The organism is Nostoc sp. KVJ3, assembly GCF_026127265.1.
Lineage (GTDB): Bacteria > Cyanobacteriota > Cyanobacteriia > Cyanobacteriales > Nostocaceae > Nostoc.
This window is the reverse complement of record NZ_WWFG01000013.1, coordinates 1-17,175: the sequence shown is the minus strand read 5'-3', so window position 1 is coordinate 17,175 and position 17,175 is coordinate 1. Positions and strand designations below refer to the sequence as shown.

Sequence of the window (17,175 nt, the reverse complement as noted above, 5' to 3'; positions counted from 1 at the left end):
AACTAAGATGTAGCAAGAGTATTAAACCGATGCTGCTCCCCCTTAAGGTCTGCTGACAAACCCATGAACCCCATTCACCCGGAAAATCTTAGTGTTCTAGAAAACTCACTTGCGTTAGCGATCGGCGAAGATTTTTCCCTAGAGAATGACCCCGATGTAATAGGGCAGTTGATTGGCGACAAGCGATCGCCCAACACCAAGCGCGAATACCAGAAAGACCTGAAAGATTTTTTTCTGTTTGTCGTTAAGAAAGAACCCAGCCGGGATTTGGTTTTGGAATTCCTTCACCTGGAACAACGTCATGCCGTTGCTGTGGTTCTCAAGTACAAGGCACACCTCATCAAGAAAAAGCTGGCTGAAGCTACAGTGAATCGTCGCCTTAGTGCTATCAAGTCAATGGTTGAGATGGGGCGACGGCTGGGTGTGTGCAATTTCTCTTTAGATGATGTCAAAGGTGAAAAGGTCGAAACCTACCGTGACACAATGGGCATTCCAGCCGAGGACTATGCCCAAGTCATAGCGCTAGTTGACCGCATTACCCTTAAGGGCAAGCGCGATTATGCCATTATGCGGTTACTTTGGGATAATGGCTTGCGTCGTCAGGAGATAGTCAATTTGAATGTGCGTGACTTTAACGCCAAGGAAAAAACTCTTGAAATCCTGGGTAAAGGCAAGGGTAGCCAGAAGGAAGTTCTTGACCTATCGGAAAGAACCACCGACGCAATCTCCGGTTGGATAAAGGTAAGTAAGAAGAAACGTAGTAATGAAGCGCTTTTCACGGTGCTGGCATACCACAAGAATGGAGCGAGATTAACCGGGGAGGCAATCAGGCGACTGGTGGATGGGCTATGCAAGCAAGCCGGAATTACTAAGAAGATGTCACCGCATCGTGTCCGCCACAGTGCGATTACTACAGTATTGGATCTGAACAATGGGAACTACCGTGCTACTCAGCGATTCAGCAGACACGCCCAAGTGCAGACGGTTTTGAAATATGATGATAACCGCCAGCGTTTACAAAAGCAGATGAGCGACTCAATATCAGAATTGATTTAGAAAAAAGCTCAAAATATTGATCTGCTGGAGTTAGATATTATTAAGAAGCAAATTGTGGGGATTTTCGAGTAGAAAATGATTATCAACTTTTACTAAATCACCTGTGCAGCGAATTGGTAAACGTTCCTGATAAGCTTTAATGGCTAAGATATAATCATGGTCTGCTAGTTCGGTTTTTATTTCTCGTAATTTATCAAAAACTTCACCTAGTAAAGTAATTTCTCCACTCAGAGAATCAATTGATGGAGTGGCAATTTGCATAATTACGCCTTGCACAGTGAAATTGGAATAATTGGTAATAAATTCGCTTAATATCTCAACTTGGTCACGATTTTCTACTGTCTCTAATGTTTTTAATATATCGCTGATTCTTTCAGCATAATCTCCTAAACTATGTTGGAGAGGTAGCAATATTTCATATTCAGGAGCGTCAGATTTTTTTAATCGCCAAATTGCCCCAGCATCATTATAAATACGCCCGGTTTCATGCCAACCTGTTGCTTGCAAGTGCGCCTGGATAACATCAGGGTTAACAGTTTTGAGTCTTTCACTATCTTTGATAGTAACTTTCATGGTAAATCTCCAAAACTAATGCGTTGAATGATGGATTGGAGTGATAGGGGTGTCAACTGATTACTACGGGGTATTTCAATAGTAACATTGGTTGTATTTTCGGTGTCTGGCATTTCGCGCAAGGATACCCAGTAACCACAATGTCTAATACAAAGTTCATCTTCGGTTTGCTTTAACCAGTCTGTTATCTTTTCTGGAACTAAAACGACTACTAAAATCCGAGGGACAAGGGCATTGATTTTTAAATCATTATAGTTTTTGAGATTGAGGGGATATTTAATATAGTTTTCATCCAGAATATCTCTGGATGTACATTTTACTTGTAGTTCTAGTCTAGGGGAAAGAATTTTACCTGTACCGCCCCTGCTGACTATACCTAAATCTACGCTGTCGTTATCGACTTCTGGTCTATATAAAGAATAACCTGCAACGGCGGCGATGGCTCTAATATAGGTGATGCTAAATTGTTCTTTTTGTTGGTTAATATCCATTAAATTACAAATTACAAATCAAGCTAATGCCAACAGCATCGATTATTACTCAAAGCTTGATGGCAATTCATAAGAATGCGCTAAGAGAACTTTTGCATCATCGACTTCGCCCGTCGCATATTTGCTACTTGTTGCCTGTAATCATTCTTCGTTATCGCTTCAGATAACACTGCACTGAGAAATTCTGGATTTGCCTCACAATACTCAAACATGGCTTCAATCAGAACCTCTCGACAAATGCCGTTCTCCCGACACACCTCTTGTAGGCGTGAGCTTACTCCCTGCTCCAACCGCAGCGTACTTTGCTTTGTTTGCAACGGCTGTTTAGATACATTAGCCTGATTTTCTGTTATTTCAGGTATCGCACTTTCTTGGTTCCTAGATATCGAGGTATCTGGACTTCCAGAATCTAGCGAAGTATCTCGACTTTTGACAGAAGGACGGCTCCGCTGCTTCAATCGCTCTAGTGCATCACTCATGAGTTAACGCCTCAATAATTTGCTCAAACGGATATTGCAGGTCGGATTGCCCCAGGTCTGACAACAGCTTGCCTTGTCGGATTGCACTCTTAAACTTCTCCGACTCGCGGATAGAAGGTAAAATTGGGATGTCGAGAGCAAACTCTCGCATCGCTTCAATATTTTGCCTACCTTCTAAGGTTTGGGTGTTTCCTACCCAGCGATCTCGAAAAGGAACTATCCCTAATACTCTCCCTGTAAATGCCATTAAGTTGGCTTGTTCTGTTAAGAAGCTCAGGGTATCAATTAAGCTGTTGGTTCCCTTAACGTTGGCTTCGACGGGGATGATGACATAATCAGACGTTCCCACTGCTGTTAGGCACAGTTGGGAGCGCGATGGTTGCACGTCAATCAGGACATAATCAAAGATATTGGCTACAGATTTGAGGCGTAGTTTGAGGATAAATGCTCCCGTACCACTGCTACTGAGGAAATCTGAAACCTTAAACAGTCCCCTATCCGCTGGGATAAGAAATAGATTTTCATGGGTGGTAGGGTAAATACCATCTTCTGTTGTCACTTGCCCAGTTAGCACTTCAAATAAGCTGGGCTGGTTTGGGTCTACCTCGTGATTTAAATAAAAAGTCAGATTTGCTTGTGGATCTGCGTCTATAGTCAACACTCGTAAGCCAAGTCGTGCTAGTAGCAGTGAGGTAAAGAAGATAGTGGTTGTTTTCCCCTGACCACCGGAGAGTGAGATGCATGAGCAGGTTCGCATGGGTTAAACCCCCAATTCGATATAGCCAAGCATACATATATTAACTCTAAACCTCTAGATATTTAGATATCAATATAAAAAAATACCTAAATATCAAGATATCTATAAATCTAGATATCTTGACTTCTGGATACCAAGGTGTATTGGTGGCTTTAAGTACCGAAGACTAGCAAGGTAGTTTTGGACAGGAGAAGCGATCTCATAACGTAGATTTTTACCGATGCTTGAAACTGAAGTTTACGCCATAATAATTCGAGAGCCTTCTGGAAATTTTTCTACTTTGATTTGCGTTCCTAACTCTTCTCCCAAGGCGGGAACGTGAGTGATCACGCCAACTAATTTTTCTTGCTGACCCAAAGATTGTAGGATACTTGAGACACTTTGCAGAGTTTCAGCATCTAATGTTCCAAATCCCTCATCTATAAACAGACTACCTAATTTAGCTCCTCTAGACAACTTTTCTGAAAGTGCCAAAGCTAGGGATAAAGAAGTAGCAAAGGTTTCACCACCGGATAGGGTTTGGACTCGTCTTGTTTCACCACAACTCCAGTTATCTTCTACTCTATATTCTTTATTTTCATATTTCAATGCATATCGCTGTTCTGTAAGTTCCAGCAAAAAGACTGTTGCTTGTTCTACTAGTTCACGTTCAAAATGCTGGAGAATATAGTCTTGAAAGCGATCCGATTTCAACTCTTTGGACAAAATTTGATATATTTCTAGCTCTTGTTGTTTGGTAGATAGTTGTGCTTGCAATTTCTCTACTTGTTCTCGCTGTTCCTCAGCTTTAGCAATCAAAAGTTTTAAATCGTTGTATTCATCTTGTGCTTGTTTATATTGTTCTCCAGCATCAGCAACAGATTTTTCATACTGGGCAATTATTTCTGCGTTTGTAGTTCTGTCACCAATTGCGTCAGTTTCTCGATTAATATTAGTTTCTAACTGAATTTTATTAGTGTTGTAATCATCAATTTTATGCTGCCATTGTTTTTGCAGTTCTGGGGGTACTTTAGATTGCTGAAATATTTGCTCTGTAAAGTTTGCAGATAGTAAACTAGTATGCCATTCAGCTTCTAGACGTTCCTTTTCAGCAGAAGCTGAATCAAAGTCTTCTTTTGCCTTTACATCACTTTGTTGAGCTTGCCGAAATTCATCACGAGCAGTTTGATAGCACTGATTTTCATGCTGAATGCGATGCTTTAAATCTCGTTTATCTTCTTCTAGTTTTTGGAATAAATTCTCATAAGAATCACTACCAGTAAGCTGGGAAATTGTATCTAATATTTCCTGAGTTTGTGTTGTTTTGTGGTCTATTTCAGTTGTTAGGTCTTGATGTTGAGTTTGCGTATCTAACAACTTAGTTTTAACAAAATTCAAATTGAGTTCACTAGCTTTAATTTCCGCCTCTGCTTTTTCTTTAAGTATGAAATAGGTCTGATAATTAGTATTACTTTTATGTAGTGATTGGCGTTCTTGTTCAAGTGCCTTAACTTCCCATTTATCTGTATTTAATATGACAACAATTTGTTCTGTCTCTGCTTCAAGTTCAGCTTCTTTTTCTGCTAATATTTTTTGATACTCAGTTTGTTGTTTCTTCAGATGTTCTCTTGTGGTTTCAGCTTGGGTTTTTGCTTCAGTAGATTTTTGGCGATTTTGTTCAGCAGCGCGATCACGTTTTTCTAGTGTTTTGATATCGCCTGAAGATTCTAGTTGTGGTAATAAGTGGGCTTCTGGATAAATTCCACCGCATACTAGACAATCATCACCCGTATGCAGCAATGCACGTAAAGCCGCAGCATAATTTTTTTGTCTAGCAGTATCTAATGCAACACGAGATTGATTGCATTCTGCTTCAGATTTTTGGAAGTTTAAAATAACAGATTGATAATTAAACTCAGCAGTGTCTAACTCTTGAGTAATTTGTTGTAACTTCGTGCGATCGCTTTCAACTTGCTTTTGGATTTCTTGCCATTTAATTAGTAGTGGTGTCACTTGATTAAGTTGCTCTAATCTTGTACCACCAGGAGAAGATTGAGACAGTTCATTATTAGCTCTCGTCAATATCTGAATTTTTTGATTTAATTCAGCTTCAGCCTTTTTTACAGCTTTATCAGCCTCAGTTATTAGCTGATTTTTTTCTATTAATATTTTTTCTAAGCGTTTTACTTCTTCCTGAATTTTACGATGCTGTTCTTCATAGATTTTGGCAGCATTAAGAGCTTCTTCTCGCTGTTTTAGTTGCGGTGTAATTTCAGCTTCATAGGCTTGTGTTTTCTGAAAGTTATCTTCTTGAATTTTAAAAGCTGATTCTTTCTCAACCAAAGCTTTAGCAGCAATCTCAACATCAGATCGAGTCTTGTCATATCGATGACGAGCCGAATTGACTGATGTCCAAGTGGCAGATAAGCGATCGCCAACTCGTGCTTGTTCTAATTGCTGTTTTAATTCACTTATTTTTGGAGTTTCTTTATTTAATTCTTCAAGTTGCTGTTGCCAATTTGCTAAATCTCTCAGACGTTGCAATAATCCTTTTTCGGCAGCTAAAGCTGTTTGTGTCTTGATAACTGTTTCATGTAATCTGGGTAGTTCTTCTGCTAGAAACTGAGAGCGATCGCGCCGTTGAGAATTCAGTTCTATATCTAATGATAAATCTAGATTTTTTAGCTGTTCTTGAATTGCGTTATATTCACCTTTAATAATATTAGCTCGTGTCCCAGCCTGCGAACACATATTTTCAAAAATTCTTTCATATCCAACCAAACTGCTTAAAATCTTCCGTCTATCAGCACTTTTACCTTTGAGGAACTCATCAAATTGTCCTTGAGGAAGCAGAATAACTTTAGTAAAAGTTTCAAAATTCATCCCTAAAACTTTCTCAACAATGGCGTTAATCTCTGCTTCCTTTTGTTCTCCAAAAGGTTGAAAATCACCATTTATCTGCTTTTCTAATTTAAAAGTTACTTGGGGTGTTTTAGTACGATATGACCATGAGCGAAAGACTAGATATTCAGTTTGATTTACCAAAAATCGTAATGATACCTGTAATTTTAAACTTCCCTGACTCAACAATTCTTTGGGTTGAGTTTTTCTTGCTACTTTCCCATATAGTGCCAAAGTCATCGCATCAAGCAAAGATGATTTACCGGCACCAGTTGGGCCAGTAATAGCAAATAATTCCAGTTTCTCAAAATTAATCTTTGCCTGATTCCTAAAACTGGTAAAACCTTCTAAAGTTAGCTCAAGTGGTCGCATCTTGGGTTTCCTTGATTTCTTGATATAGTTCTTTAAACTTTGCTAAAACGGCGGGAGCAGGTGTTGTGTTTAATTCCTCTTGGAAGTAGCGCTTAAATTCTTCCACTGGATCAAACTCTTCTTGTTTTACAGATTTTTCCCGCCTTGATTCCGCTTCTGGATAACGTGGCTCAATTTGCAGCACTTGATCACTACAAATTTTGCGAATTTTGTCAGCTAATCCTATTTGAGGTGTTTGCAAGTTGATAATTACCTTCAAATAACCAGAATAATCACGGAGAGGTTCTAGCTTTTCTTCGTAATCACTCAATTCACATTCGAGTATCTGCAAAGGTTTTTGACAGGGGATAGATATAAACTCCGGTTTTTTTGCAGGAGAACCTGGTTCAACATCAATGAGATAAAATCCTTTTTCTTCCTCAGCTTCGCCAAAGTCCACTTGAATCAAAGAACCGGAATAATAAGTAGGAGCCGCAACGGGAATTTGTTGGGGTTTATGGATGTGTCCGAGAGCAATATACTGAGCTTCAGCAGGTAGGCTTTGTCCAGCCAAGGCATAGCTTTCTTTGGTGTGATGACGGGCTTCGGAATTGGCTAATTTAGCACCATCAACAGTGAGGTGAGCCATGAGGATATTCACACTATCATCTTGAAAACCAGTGGCTAAGTTGTTGAGCAAATAGCCTACCCTTTCTCTGTAGTGGTTTATTTGCTGTAACTCGTCCATTGTCCACAGATTTTCAACTGTCAATAGTCGTCGTTCTGAAGCAAAAGGCATAGCAGCTACACGCAGTTTGCCGTTAGGCGTTTCTATGCTAATTAAACCTCCTTGGTTGACGCGACGAGGTTTCCCTAAAATCTGCACGCCAGCTAAAGACAAGAGATTAGCTATTCCATCAAAGCGGGAAGCAGAATCATGATTACCTGCGATCGCTATTGCCGGAATTTTGGCATTTCGCAACCCCTCAAAAAACTGATACGCAACTCGTTCAGCATCAGATGCAGGATTAGGAGTTTCAAAAATATCGCCTGCGATTAAGACGGCATCAACTTCTAATTCTTTGGCTTGTCGTAAAAGTTCATTCAGAGTAAATTCAATTTCTGGGGTACGATCCTTGCCTTTGAGGTGACGCCCCAAATGCCAGTCAGATGTATGAATTAAACGCACAATTCCTCCTAAAAACGGTCAATATCAGCTTCGATGCTGGTAATTTCTGCTTGGCTAAAAAATACTTCTTCTTTGCGAGTGGCGTAGGCGGGGAAGGGGAAGTTAACTAAAATTGGTGCGGGGACTTCTGGCTGATGCACAAACATCGTGCCTGATTTAAGAAACAAAGCTCGTTTGCGACACGAACCTGTCAAAAAATTGTATTCTGGACGTTCTGCTTCGGCTGAATCTAACCTACCCACAACACGGATAGCTGCTTGTCCAACAACGCGCCGTTCGACTTCTGAGGCGGTTTGCTGTGCGCCAATTAAAATAATTCCTAGCGATCGCCCCCGTTCTGCAATGTCTACCAGCAAATCTTTAATCGGGCTACGTCCATCACGGGGTGCATATTTGTTCAACTCATCCAGAACGATAAAAACAACGGGTTCTCTTCCCTGTTTTTCTTTTTGAAAAAATAGCTTTTGTAGTAAAACACCCACAACAAATTTTTGAGCGCGGGCACTGAGTTTGTGGATATCAGTTACAGTTAGTTGAGCATCTGAAGCTATTGGGTCGAGTTGGTATTTAGCAACTTCATCTGGTGATAAATCCCCGCGAATTAAATGGTTAACTTCACTACTGATACCATACAAACGCCGAATCATTGCTTCAGCCGTAGCTGGAACATTTCGCCCTAACCAACGCCTGTTTTCTTCTCTATCTTCATCATTGAGAAGTTTGTCTTCTAAAAAGTCAATTAAATCTCTAAAGGTTTTAATTTGTGTTTTGCCTTCTTCCCCAAACGCTTCTACTTGTAAATAAGCTTGCGGTTTGCGCCGACTCTGGCGATCGCTCTGGTCATTTTCCTCTGCTAGCCGTGCTAATCTTTCTTCTACTGTCGTCACTAAGTAGGATAAATTTCCTCGGTCTAAATCCTCACCAGTGAATAAAAAGCGAAACAGGCGATCGCGGCACAATTCCCGAATACTCCACAAATAAACTGATATCCCCTCAGAACGCTGTTCTAAATCAGAATCAATCGTCAGTGAATCTCTTTTTGGCGTAGCCCGAAAACTTGCACTTTTAAAAGGTTGTACTGGCAAGTTCATCAATTCATATTTATTTTTATCCTTTTGGTTTTCTAAATTGCCATAACTTTGATTGAGTTTATCTAAAAAGAATAAATCCTCACCTTTAACATTGAAAATTAGCGCTTTAGTATTAGCTTTATAAGAACCTAAAACCGGAGAATTGAAAATAGAATATAGCAAAAACAAAGCATAGGATGTTTTAGTAGCAACTCCCGAAACCCCAGAGATATTTACATGAGCGCCTTTCTCACCATTGATAAATGAGTAGTTAAAATATGCGGCATTGCCGTTATTCATAATACCAGATGGAATTGGGGTATCCATGCTGTCAAAATACAAAGCTGATGCCAACTGCTTACCGACAGCGAGGTGAACTGGATCGCCTGGTTGTGGGGGTAAATATTCTTCTGGCTCAATTCTTGTGACTTGAACGTGAGCAGTGTAAGAAATATTTATTGGTAAAATACCTTCTTTAGCAACTAAGAAAGTGTCAGTATCAAATTGCGCTCCTTCGTATTGAGTACGAACATAATCCACCACACCGTAAAAACGCACAATTCCCCCACCGTCTGGACGTTGAGTTTGCACTTCTACAACATCATCTAGCCGTAAAACTTTTTTGGCATCCACTGCTATCCAAAATTCCAAAGGGGTAGCTTCTTTAGTACCTAATACATAACCAATTGGTTCAGAAGATGTCATTTATTACCTCCAAATGATGCCAGAAAGCATTGCAGTCGGCGCTTAATTAGTATTGCATTGCCCATTCTTCTGCCTAATTCCCGTTCCAAAGCACTAACAGGTGCAAGGTTTTGTGGTGCGCGGGGATCTCGTGATGGATGGGAAGCATAATAGGGAATTAAATAGCAAGTTTGATTAGCTATTTCTTTAGCTGTTTCTATATCAATTTTGCTAGATAATTCCAGCCGCACGATGCCATGCAAATCGTGGTAGCCAAGTTGTTGCGCGGAATGTTGAGAATCACCCGATTTCAAATACCAGGAGTATTGGGATCTATCTTTAATATGAAAAATAGGCGTGCGCTGTCCTGGTAATAATTTCCACAGGAGGGCAGCATAATTTTCAGACAGGTATTGTTTGTGCATTGTCTTGATGTAGCCCAAGGTAGATGTTGGCGATTCATATCGCAATGCACCATCCCGAATTACCAAAGTATCTGCATTTTTTACATTTACTTTGCTTACTAGCTGTTCCTCTGCTGCTAGCATGGCATTTTGGACAATTGCACCCCGTGCTTCGGGAGTATTCGGTTGATTGCTTTTAATTGCCGTGTAGAGTAATTCTGCTTTGCTTCCCAAAGGACAAGGGATGGGTGTTGATACTGCATCTTGCTCTCCACCAAAACCCAAAACTCGACGAACATCAATTTCAATGCAACTCGCTTTGGGAATAGTCCGATCCACTACCACAGCCCCCACGGCAATTGTTCCAAAAACACCGTATGTTATCGTGTTACCATCGCCACCGACAAGTGCAGCATCTAGCCGACGACGCCCGTCGATAAAAATGAGGTGATTAGGTAGCGATCGCGCCTGAGAAGACTCAAAACAATCCCAATTATCAGTTTCTACTATCGGGTTTACATCACTTTCAGACAGTGAAAGCTCTTCGCTGATTTGAATTGGCGGCTCGTAGTCATTTCCCCACGGTTCCAAACGAAAGTTATGCGATCGCCAAAAGTTACTTACATAATTATCCTCTAACATTTGGCTTTTGCTCAGTAAATACTATGGTTTTAATAAATGCTATGTTTTCAACATTACTCTTATTAGTCTAAAATTGCCAACTTTATAGATTCATTTCATTGCATCAGTTGACTTGATTTATACAATACAATTTTCACTATCGAATAAATTTGGTGTTGCGCCTCTTGGCACAACTTTCACGTTGAGCCAAGAGGCAGTATGGTATTGAGCCGATATCTGAGTAATTTTCTGCAAAATGGTCTGGAAACCCTTGTCCTGTCTGCTTTTGATAATTTGTCACTTCAGAGTCAAAAGCCAATGTTGAGCAAAAGAGTCACCCACCATTACCAACCAAAAACGCTTGTGGTCAGCCATCTACGGTTTTGAGCCAGAAGCGTTTCTTAATTTTTGATTGATGATGACGGAGATTCCACTTTTTTAGTGATACGTGTAATGGGGCGGAATAAGCTTATCCAGAGGATAAACTTTACATAAAAGTTTTTGTTTGAATTTCTGGCAGATTTGAGGCACTCATACCCGAAACTATTGTACGCTTAAGCATTGGGTGATTAGTATGAGTAAATCCCGTGTCAGAGTCAGGATGGAAACAAATAACAGTTAATTTATCTTCCATTGTCCGAAACTTATGAAGGCTATTGGCAGGAATAAAAATAGTAATACCTGGCTGCAATGGAGTAGTACCATCAGGTGTTTCACACTCCCCACTGCCTTCGACTACAATGATTAGCCTATAGCTAGGATGAGTATGAGCGGTCTGATCTACGCCTGGGGGGAAATAGAGAGCATTAAGGCAAGGATCTCCCTGCATAATTGGGGGAATTAGCACATTATCTGTACCTCCATTGATGTAACCCAATCGACCAATGGATTCAATTGCCCCTCCGATAAGAAATACCCCTCTAAAAGCTGGACAAGTAACCAAAAAACCCGATGAATCTTTACCACCAACCCAACCTTCTCCAGGCAAACTGAAGTACATACCAGGGTGAAGTTTGTAGTCCTGCAAACCCGCACTGCGATATAAAACAGGATTACCGCTGTAAACAAAGCCAAAATGAGTTCCTGTATCGGGAAGTTGAATAGATTCTCCATTCCAAGCCATAAAACTATCTGGTGCTTGTTCGTTAAATTTAGAAAGATCACCATGAGTTAACTGTTGATAAATTTGAAGTTTCATGATCGATTTACTTTACGTATTTATTATTGGGACTTGAGACATTTCAGGTACAAAAATACCTGAAACCCTTGTTGAAAAAGGAAATAGACAATTAGGCAAAAATGATTCCAATTTACTTCAATTCAGTTATATCAAAGTTAGGCAATCAACTTATGTCAACTCTAGTAATCCTAGCGGTAACATGGTTTTTTACTAAATTATATTATTCATATCAAATATCTGATTAATTTGACCAAATTATATAAAGAACTTACCCAGTTATTAGAAATTAGTATAAATAGACGATTAAGTTATAATTTAATCAATTTATACAATGATAAGTCTATTCAGAGGATAAGGCTGATTTATCATCAATAGGTAAGATTAATGTATCTAAAATTTCTTTACGAACTTTGGGATTAATAACACAATCAGTATTCATACACTCTACTAAGAGTAGATTAGCTTCATAATACTTCTTAAGCAATTTAGTCTCGTCATCATTAAATTGCCAAGGATGACTTCCTATTTGACGGTTGTCCTTAGCCAGACTTCTAGAATCATCAGCTAAACGCTTCAGCTGTTCTTCATTCTCAGGCTGAGTATCTTTATAGTATATTTCTTCTAAAGCATTTCTTATTTTTTGGTCTAACTGCTTAGATTTAAGAGCATATTTGACAGCAATATACATAGCTTCATTAGCTGAGGATACATCAATAATTTTTTGTTCTCCTTGAGCTATATTTTTATCGTATTTTTCAGCAATATGAATACCTTCTTCAAAATCAGTATCTTGAAAAACGCGAGCAAAAAAGCTTCCGCAAACTAAATAATTAGCTGAACTATCTAGTAGTAAACTGAGTCGTCGCTCTTGATCTATATCAAAATCAATATCAAAATAAAAAGCTCGTATAGCAGATGATTTCACAGAATTATAATGAATTAAATGACTTTTTGTGTACATAACCAAGAAAATTTTGTAGTTTTTCATTATTGTCTAGAATTTGATCAATTTTTTCTTTCATTATTTTGAAAAGTAATGAAGCATCTGGTTGAGCCATTTCTGCTGATAATAGAAATACTTCTCGCCAGTAGCTATCGCTCAAATTGTTCACTAACTCTTGAAAAGCTTCTATCTCTGATCGCTTTCTAATATTGATTTCACGAGCAGTAAAGTATTCATGAAAAGTGAGGTGAGAAAAGGAATAAACTCCTTTAGCTCGTTCTACTAAAAGTCCATGCTGTGCCTCAATTACGTGTAAAACTGCTTCGCTATCTAGTTGGATATCTTCTTTATCTCTATCAGCATTACTGCGTAGATTCTGTATATATTCTTTGATATAACTTTTTGCTTCTTTTTGAGAAAAGAAAAACTCTTTCTCTTTGAAAGTCTTAAAAGCAATATAACTTAATAAATCTTTCTTCCTTTGAAGAGATAGTTGTTGATAGACTTGCTCTCGTTGAATTCCTCGTTTAGCATCCCACTTACTGAGAAGAATTTCAATACCTTCTGTATATAACTCTGAACGATTATTAGGAGAATTACATTTTTCTTCAAAAACTAAACATATTAAAGTTAATAGTAGAGGTGTAACTGCTAATTGAGATAAACGATAATTATTTTTTAATGCTTTAGCTACCTCTTCTGCTTTAATAAAATTTTTATTTTCAAACCATTGAGAGATGAATCTATCAATTTGTTGAGCATTAAAATCTGCTACTTCAACCTCAGTAAACTTGTCGAATACATTATAAGAGTATTCTTTAGCTGCTATTCTACAGGTAATAATAAAATAATTATCATAATATATTCTAGATAAACTTCTAATTTCGTTTAAAGTTCGTTCGTAATGTTCATTTTTTACTTCATCCAATCCATCTAGTAAAACCAAAACTGATTTCCGTACAAATAGTTCTTGAATTTGCTCTACATTTACTCCACACTCAGAAAATAATTGCCCCATGTATTCTAATATAGAAGGAGAATTAGGAGATTCAGAAAAAATACTTGAGATTAATAAAAATAGGAACAAGATTGGGCAGGAATATTCCTGGTTACACTGAAGAGCTAGATGCTTGATAAAAGTTGTTTTTCCAGCTCCTGGCTTCCCTAGAACAATTAGTTTTTTATATTTTTTGACTGCACTTTCGCCCAGAACTCGTTCTTCAGTTACCCTGCCTAATCCAAATCTTTCCAAATCTTCTAAATTAGATTCTGCGAGGAATTCTTTAATTGTCTTACGTTATGAGCAGTCAGCTTCTCTAAAATATTGACATCTGTGTAGATTTGACTTATCCCTATCGGTTGCGACATATCCAGAACGCGCATTGTGCCGCACCATTCTTGAATGATATCTCTTACCTGACTGCGTACTTTTTGCACCAAAGATGTTATCTCAGCCTCGTCTTTATGACTCGACTCAGTTAAGTCTTGGTTAACCATTGGTTCGGAGATAGTAATTTTGTACCCAGTCTTGATCAAAACCCAAGTCTGCTCCAATCTGGAGAAAATTCTCCAATAAAATCGGTTTGCCGTTAAGCAAGGCACTAATTACTGAACGATGAATTCCTAGCTTATCGGCTAGCATCTTTTGCGTTAATCCTCGCTTGATTAACGCTTCTTGACAAGCTGGATTCCTTGTGGAGAAGCTTGTAAAGTTGGTTTTGCCATAAGTGTCTGCATCAAAAAGCTTTACAGCCATTATAGTACCACCATAAACCGACCTGTAAAAATCTTAAGACCGACATTGCTTGACAGAATAAACCGACATTGTTATATCATTTGAGGCAATACTGAGAACAACACGTAGACAAACACAGGCGCAAGCGCACTCGCACAAGAGGAGGCTAAGGCTTTATGGACACTGGGGTGATTATGAATTAATTAAAAATATGCCTAGGCCAGGTTGTCCGCTAGCTTTTAGGTTAAGAACTATAGAGGGAAATAATTTAGATTTGCTTGTTCCGAATGTAGGCAGCTTTAGTTTTTCTAAAGAACAACTAGGAGATTTTGCGCTTGAGCATTCCCTTCCGATATCACTTTTTGATTTGATGAATTTAGTCGAGAATAAAGAGATTAATTGTCCATCGCTTTTTCTGCAAGCGGCTCTCACTGCTTTATCTTTGGGGCATGGATATGGTGTTATTAATCTAGAATATCTGATACAAGAACATTCATTGTGGACAGTTGGACTTTCCTACCGAATATGTACGGGGTCAAAGAAAGCGGTTTAGTTATTGCATCTGCTTTTTGTGTAAAAAATAGTTGTTTGAACTAAATTGGAATAATTAAAAACTTAGTTTATTAGCAAGCTGGAGGATTAGAAACTTAATCACAAAAGCTGGTCAGTGATATGTCGCTGACCAGCTTTGTTGTTGGAATTTACATAGAAAATGAGGGTCTGACATCTATGAACAAAATCGTAAGATGCAATTACTTGAACAAAACTACACGGCTCCAAGTTGTTAGAGGTGTTCATCCTCTACTGTGAGCGGAGAAAATATGTAGTCCAGAAAAATTGTCAGTTTTGATGCACACATAAACGCAGTATCAAACTTTTAGCGTGTTGCAACTACTCTCGGTTGCTGTAGTCGAGGGTGCATTTCTCTCTAAATTTCACTCTGAAAAAAGGTAAAAACCATGAAAACTAAACTAAATGATGACCGTAATCTCTTATTCGATTGGGCTTGTAAGGGTCTGAAATATTTTCTGCTGACTCTGCTTGGTTTTGCGATTGCATTGGTCATATCTAGAGTTTTTGGAGCTTCCACAATTGTTCAGATGCTTCTAGACCTAAGTGTATGGGAATGGCTTTTACGTATTGCAGTCTTTATCTTCTGTTTTTTTGCGGTCGCCATAATTTATGAGTCTTCTCGTTAATTCGCCCTTGTATAGCAGTGGATAAATCTTGGGAGCTTTTATATAAAAAGCGTAGTTGGCAGCTTCTCTCTAATTACGCCTGTTGGCATCACCGTGCCAAAACGGGAAAATTGTACGCTAAGGCTGAAAATTATATCAGATAAGCATTTCAGCGATACTTGTTTTCTTTAACTCGCAAAGGACGCAGATGGTCAAAACTGGTTGCCTGCTTCAAATTCCAGACATAATCACCAGTGAGATTGATATGCTCCCAACCCAACGGTGATAAATGTTGCAAATGTTCTTCAGGAATATTCATCCCTTGTTCCTGCAAATAATCCACGGCTTTTTCTAAGTACACCGTATTCCACAGAACAATAGCAGCAATCACCAAATTCAACCCACTGGCCCGATAAAACTGGTCTTCATAAGAGCGATCGCGCAGCTCCCCCAACCGATTAAAAAACACGCTCTTTCAGGGTATGTTTTGCCTCACCCTTATTTAGTCCTGCCGTAGCCCGTCGTCTCAATTCTGGACTTTGCAACCAGGAGAGAGTAAACAAAGTCCGCTCAATTCTTCCCAACTCCCGCAAAGCTAAAGCTAAACGATTCTGCCGAGGATAAGAAGCTAATTTCCTTAACATCAAAGAAGCAGTCACCGTCCCCGTCCGAATTGAACTAGCAAGGCGTAGAATTTCATCCCAAGATTCCTGAATTAATTTCACATTAATCTTGTCACCGAAGAGGGGTGCCAAAGGCGAATCAGGAGAACTAGGTTCAAAAGTATACAATTTCTTATCAGGTAAATCGCGCATTCGAGGTGCAAATCAAATCCCAGCAGGTGGCACATTGCGAAGACATGCTCGGTATAGCCACTTGTATCCGTATAATGCTCCTGAATCTGTAAATCACTCTCGTGATACAACAAACCATCCAAAACGTGAGTTGCATCCCGAATCGTGGCGTTAATTACCTTAACGTGAAACGGAGCATACTGGTCGGAAATATGCGTGTAAAAAATCACGCTTCTATCTTTACCATATTTGGCATTGATCTCTTCATTAAAACTACGATGTCCAGCCGCTTTAAACCGTTGTCCATCAGAAGAAGATGTTGTTCCATCACCCCAATAAGCAGCAAAAGGCACTTGTGTATGGAAATTTACCACCTCAGCCATTGCTTTGGAATAAGTTTCATCACGAATATACCAATCTGCCACCCAAGCTAAACGCTCAAAGGACATTCCTTGAGTTGCGTCCGCCATCCGCGTTAAACCTAAATTAATCCCATCAGCAAGTAAGGCACTTAACAAAACAACTTTATCAGATACTTGTTCTCCTGAATGTAAATGCGTAAAATGTTTCGTAAATTGCGTCCAAGAATCAACTTCTACTAACAAATCAGTCAACTTAATTCTTGGCAGTAAACTATGAACTGTTCTGCTAAATCCATCAACCTCCTTTGGGACAGCATTGGTAAGAGGAGTGATAATTAACTGTTCGTTCTCTATCCTGACATCAACCAGTTTCTTTTCTGCCATTAAAGAAGAAACAAACGCTAATTGTTCAGACAATTCAAGTGAGC

Annotated in this window: 15 protein-coding genes and 1 pseudogene; 2 read left to right on the top strand and 14 right to left on the bottom strand. The window is 39.0% G+C overall.

Annotation, left to right across the window (positions count from 1 at the left end; genetic code table 11):
* Nucleotides 1-63 precede the first annotated feature (63 nt).
* Complete coding sequence (locus GTQ43_RS39590; protein WP_265278101.1) at nt 64-1,056, top strand: tyrosine-type recombinase/integrase; 993 nt, start codon at nt 64-66, stop codon at nt 1,054-1,056.
* A 30-nt stretch (nt 1,057-1,086) separates the two neighbouring features.
* On the opposite strand, the gene GTQ43_RS39585 is transcribed toward GTQ43_RS39590, so the two are convergent.
* The 13 genes from GTQ43_RS39585 to GTQ43_RS39525 all read right to left on the bottom strand — a co-directional run bounded on the left by GTQ43_RS39585 (nt 1,087) and on the right by GTQ43_RS39525 (nt 14,434).
* Nucleotides 1,087-1,629 (bottom strand): hypothetical protein, encoded by a 543-nt coding sequence (locus tag GTQ43_RS39585; protein WP_265278100.1) that lies wholly within the window; start codon nt 1,627-1,629, stop codon nt 1,087-1,089.
* Nucleotides 1,626-2,120 (bottom strand): DUF4365 domain-containing protein, encoded by a 495-nt coding sequence (locus GTQ43_RS39580; protein WP_265278099.1) that lies wholly within the window; start codon nt 2,118-2,120, stop codon nt 1,626-1,628. The genes GTQ43_RS39585 and GTQ43_RS39580 overlap by 4 nt, the downstream gene beginning before the upstream one ends.
* An 80-nt stretch (nt 2,121-2,200) precedes the next feature.
* A complete protein-coding gene (locus GTQ43_RS39575) occupies nt 2,201-2,599 on the bottom strand; it encodes a hypothetical protein (RefSeq protein ID WP_265278098.1) in 399 nt (132 codons plus the stop codon).
* The gene (locus tag GTQ43_RS39570) at nt 2,592-3,356 is read right to left on the bottom strand and encodes a ParA family protein (RefSeq protein ID WP_190884200.1); all 765 of its coding nucleotides are present in this window, start codon (nt 3,354-3,356) and stop codon (nt 2,592-2,594) included. The genes GTQ43_RS39575 and GTQ43_RS39570 overlap by 8 nt, the downstream gene beginning before the upstream one ends.
* 237 nt (nt 3,357-3,593) lie before the next feature.
* Complete coding sequence (locus GTQ43_RS39565; RefSeq protein ID WP_265278097.1) at nt 3,594-6,608, bottom strand: SbcC/MukB-like Walker B domain-containing protein; 3,015 nt, start codon at nt 6,606-6,608, stop codon at nt 3,594-3,596.
* Nucleotides 6,595-7,776 (bottom strand): exonuclease SbcCD subunit D, encoded by a 1,182-nt coding sequence (locus GTQ43_RS39560; RefSeq protein ID WP_265278096.1) that lies wholly within the window; start codon nt 7,774-7,776, stop codon nt 6,595-6,597. The genes GTQ43_RS39565 and GTQ43_RS39560 overlap by 14 nt, the downstream gene beginning before the upstream one ends.
* Nucleotides 7,777-7,784: 8 nt before the next feature.
* Entirely contained in the window at nt 7,785-9,551 is a 1,767-nt protein-coding gene (locus tag GTQ43_RS39555; protein WP_265278095.1) for an ATP-binding protein, read from the bottom strand.
* The gene (locus GTQ43_RS39550; protein WP_265278094.1) at nt 9,548-10,576 is read right to left on the bottom strand and encodes a hypothetical protein; all 1,029 of its coding nucleotides are present in this window, start codon (nt 10,574-10,576) and stop codon (nt 9,548-9,550) included. Before GTQ43_RS39550 ends, GTQ43_RS39555 begins: the two co-directional genes overlap by 4 nt.
* Before the next feature lie 466 nt (nt 10,577-11,042).
* A complete protein-coding gene (locus tag GTQ43_RS39545; protein ID WP_265278093.1) occupies nt 11,043-11,753 on the bottom strand; it encodes a cupin domain-containing protein in 711 nt (236 codons plus the stop codon).
* A gap of 322 nt (nt 11,754-12,075) precedes the next feature.
* Entirely contained in the window at nt 12,076-12,660 is a 585-nt protein-coding gene (locus tag GTQ43_RS39540) for an NACHT C-terminal helical domain 2-containing protein (protein ID WP_265278092.1), read from the bottom strand.
* A gap of 4 nt (nt 12,661-12,664) precedes the next feature.
* Entirely contained in the window at nt 12,665-13,930 is a 1,266-nt protein-coding gene (locus tag GTQ43_RS39535) for an NACHT domain-containing protein (protein ID WP_265278091.1), read from the bottom strand.
* Nucleotides 13,931-13,935: 5 nt separating this feature from the next.
* The gene (locus GTQ43_RS39530; protein WP_265278090.1) at nt 13,936-14,175 is read right to left on the bottom strand and encodes a hypothetical protein; all 240 of its coding nucleotides are present in this window, start codon (nt 14,173-14,175) and stop codon (nt 13,936-13,938) included.
* Nucleotides 14,168-14,434, bottom strand: coding sequence for a helix-turn-helix domain-containing protein (locus tag GTQ43_RS39525; protein WP_265278089.1), 267 nt, complete (start codon nt 14,432-14,434; stop codon nt 14,168-14,170). Before GTQ43_RS39525 ends, GTQ43_RS39530 begins: the two co-directional genes overlap by 8 nt.
* 190 nt (nt 14,435-14,624) lie before the next feature.
* Here GTQ43_RS39525 and GTQ43_RS39520 point away from each other — a divergent pair, with 190 nt between their 5' ends.
* Entirely contained in the window at nt 14,625-14,966 is a 342-nt protein-coding gene (locus GTQ43_RS39520; RefSeq protein ID WP_265278088.1) for a hypothetical protein, read from the top strand.
* A 794-nt stretch (nt 14,967-15,760) separates the two neighbouring features.
* Here the strand turns inward: GTQ43_RS39520 and GTQ43_RS39515 are convergent.
* Nucleotides 15,761-17,175: pseudogene (locus tag GTQ43_RS39515) on the bottom strand (Tn3 family transposase); the annotation flags it as partial.

Bases quoted from the DNA above. Each gene is read 5' to 3' on its own strand.
- GTQ43_RS39575 (WP_265278098.1), bottom strand. From the start codon at position 2,599: ATGAGTGATGCACTAGAGCGATTGAAGCAGCGGAGCCGTCCTTCTGTC.
- GTQ43_RS39585 (WP_265278100.1), bottom strand. From the start codon at position 1,629: ATGAAAGTTACTATCAAAGATAGTGAAAGACTCAAAACTGTTAACCCT.
- GTQ43_RS39530 (WP_265278090.1), bottom strand. From the start codon at position 14,175: ATGGTTAACCAAGACTTAACTGAGTCGAGTCATAAAGACGAGGCTGAG.
- GTQ43_RS39545 (WP_265278093.1), bottom strand. From the start codon at position 11,753: ATGAAACTTCAAATTTATCAACAGTTAACTCATGGTGATCTTTCTAAA.
- GTQ43_RS39570 (WP_190884200.1), bottom strand. From the start codon at position 3,356: ATGCGAACCTGCTCATGCATCTCACTCTCCGGTGGTCAGGGGAAAACA.
- GTQ43_RS39565 (WP_265278097.1), bottom strand. From the start codon at position 6,608: ATGCGACCACTTGAGCTAACTTTAGAAGGTTTTACCAGTTTTAGGAAT.
- GTQ43_RS39525 (WP_265278089.1), bottom strand. From the start codon at position 14,434: ATGGCTGTAAAGCTTTTTGATGCAGACACTTATGGCAAAACCAACTTT.
- GTQ43_RS39520 (WP_265278088.1), top strand. From the start codon at position 14,625: ATGCCTAGGCCAGGTTGTCCGCTAGCTTTTAGGTTAAGAACTATAGAG.
- GTQ43_RS39580 (WP_265278099.1), bottom strand. From the start codon at position 2,120: ATGGATATTAACCAACAAAAAGAACAATTTAGCATCACCTATATTAGA.
- GTQ43_RS39555 (WP_265278095.1), bottom strand. From the start codon at position 9,551: ATGACATCTTCTGAACCAATTGGTTATGTATTAGGTACTAAAGAAGCT.
- GTQ43_RS39590 (WP_265278101.1), top strand. From the start codon at position 64: ATGAACCCCATTCACCCGGAAAATCTTAGTGTTCTAGAAAACTCACTT.
- GTQ43_RS39550 (WP_265278094.1), bottom strand. From the start codon at position 10,576: ATGTTAGAGGATAATTATGTAAGTAACTTTTGGCGATCGCATAACTTT.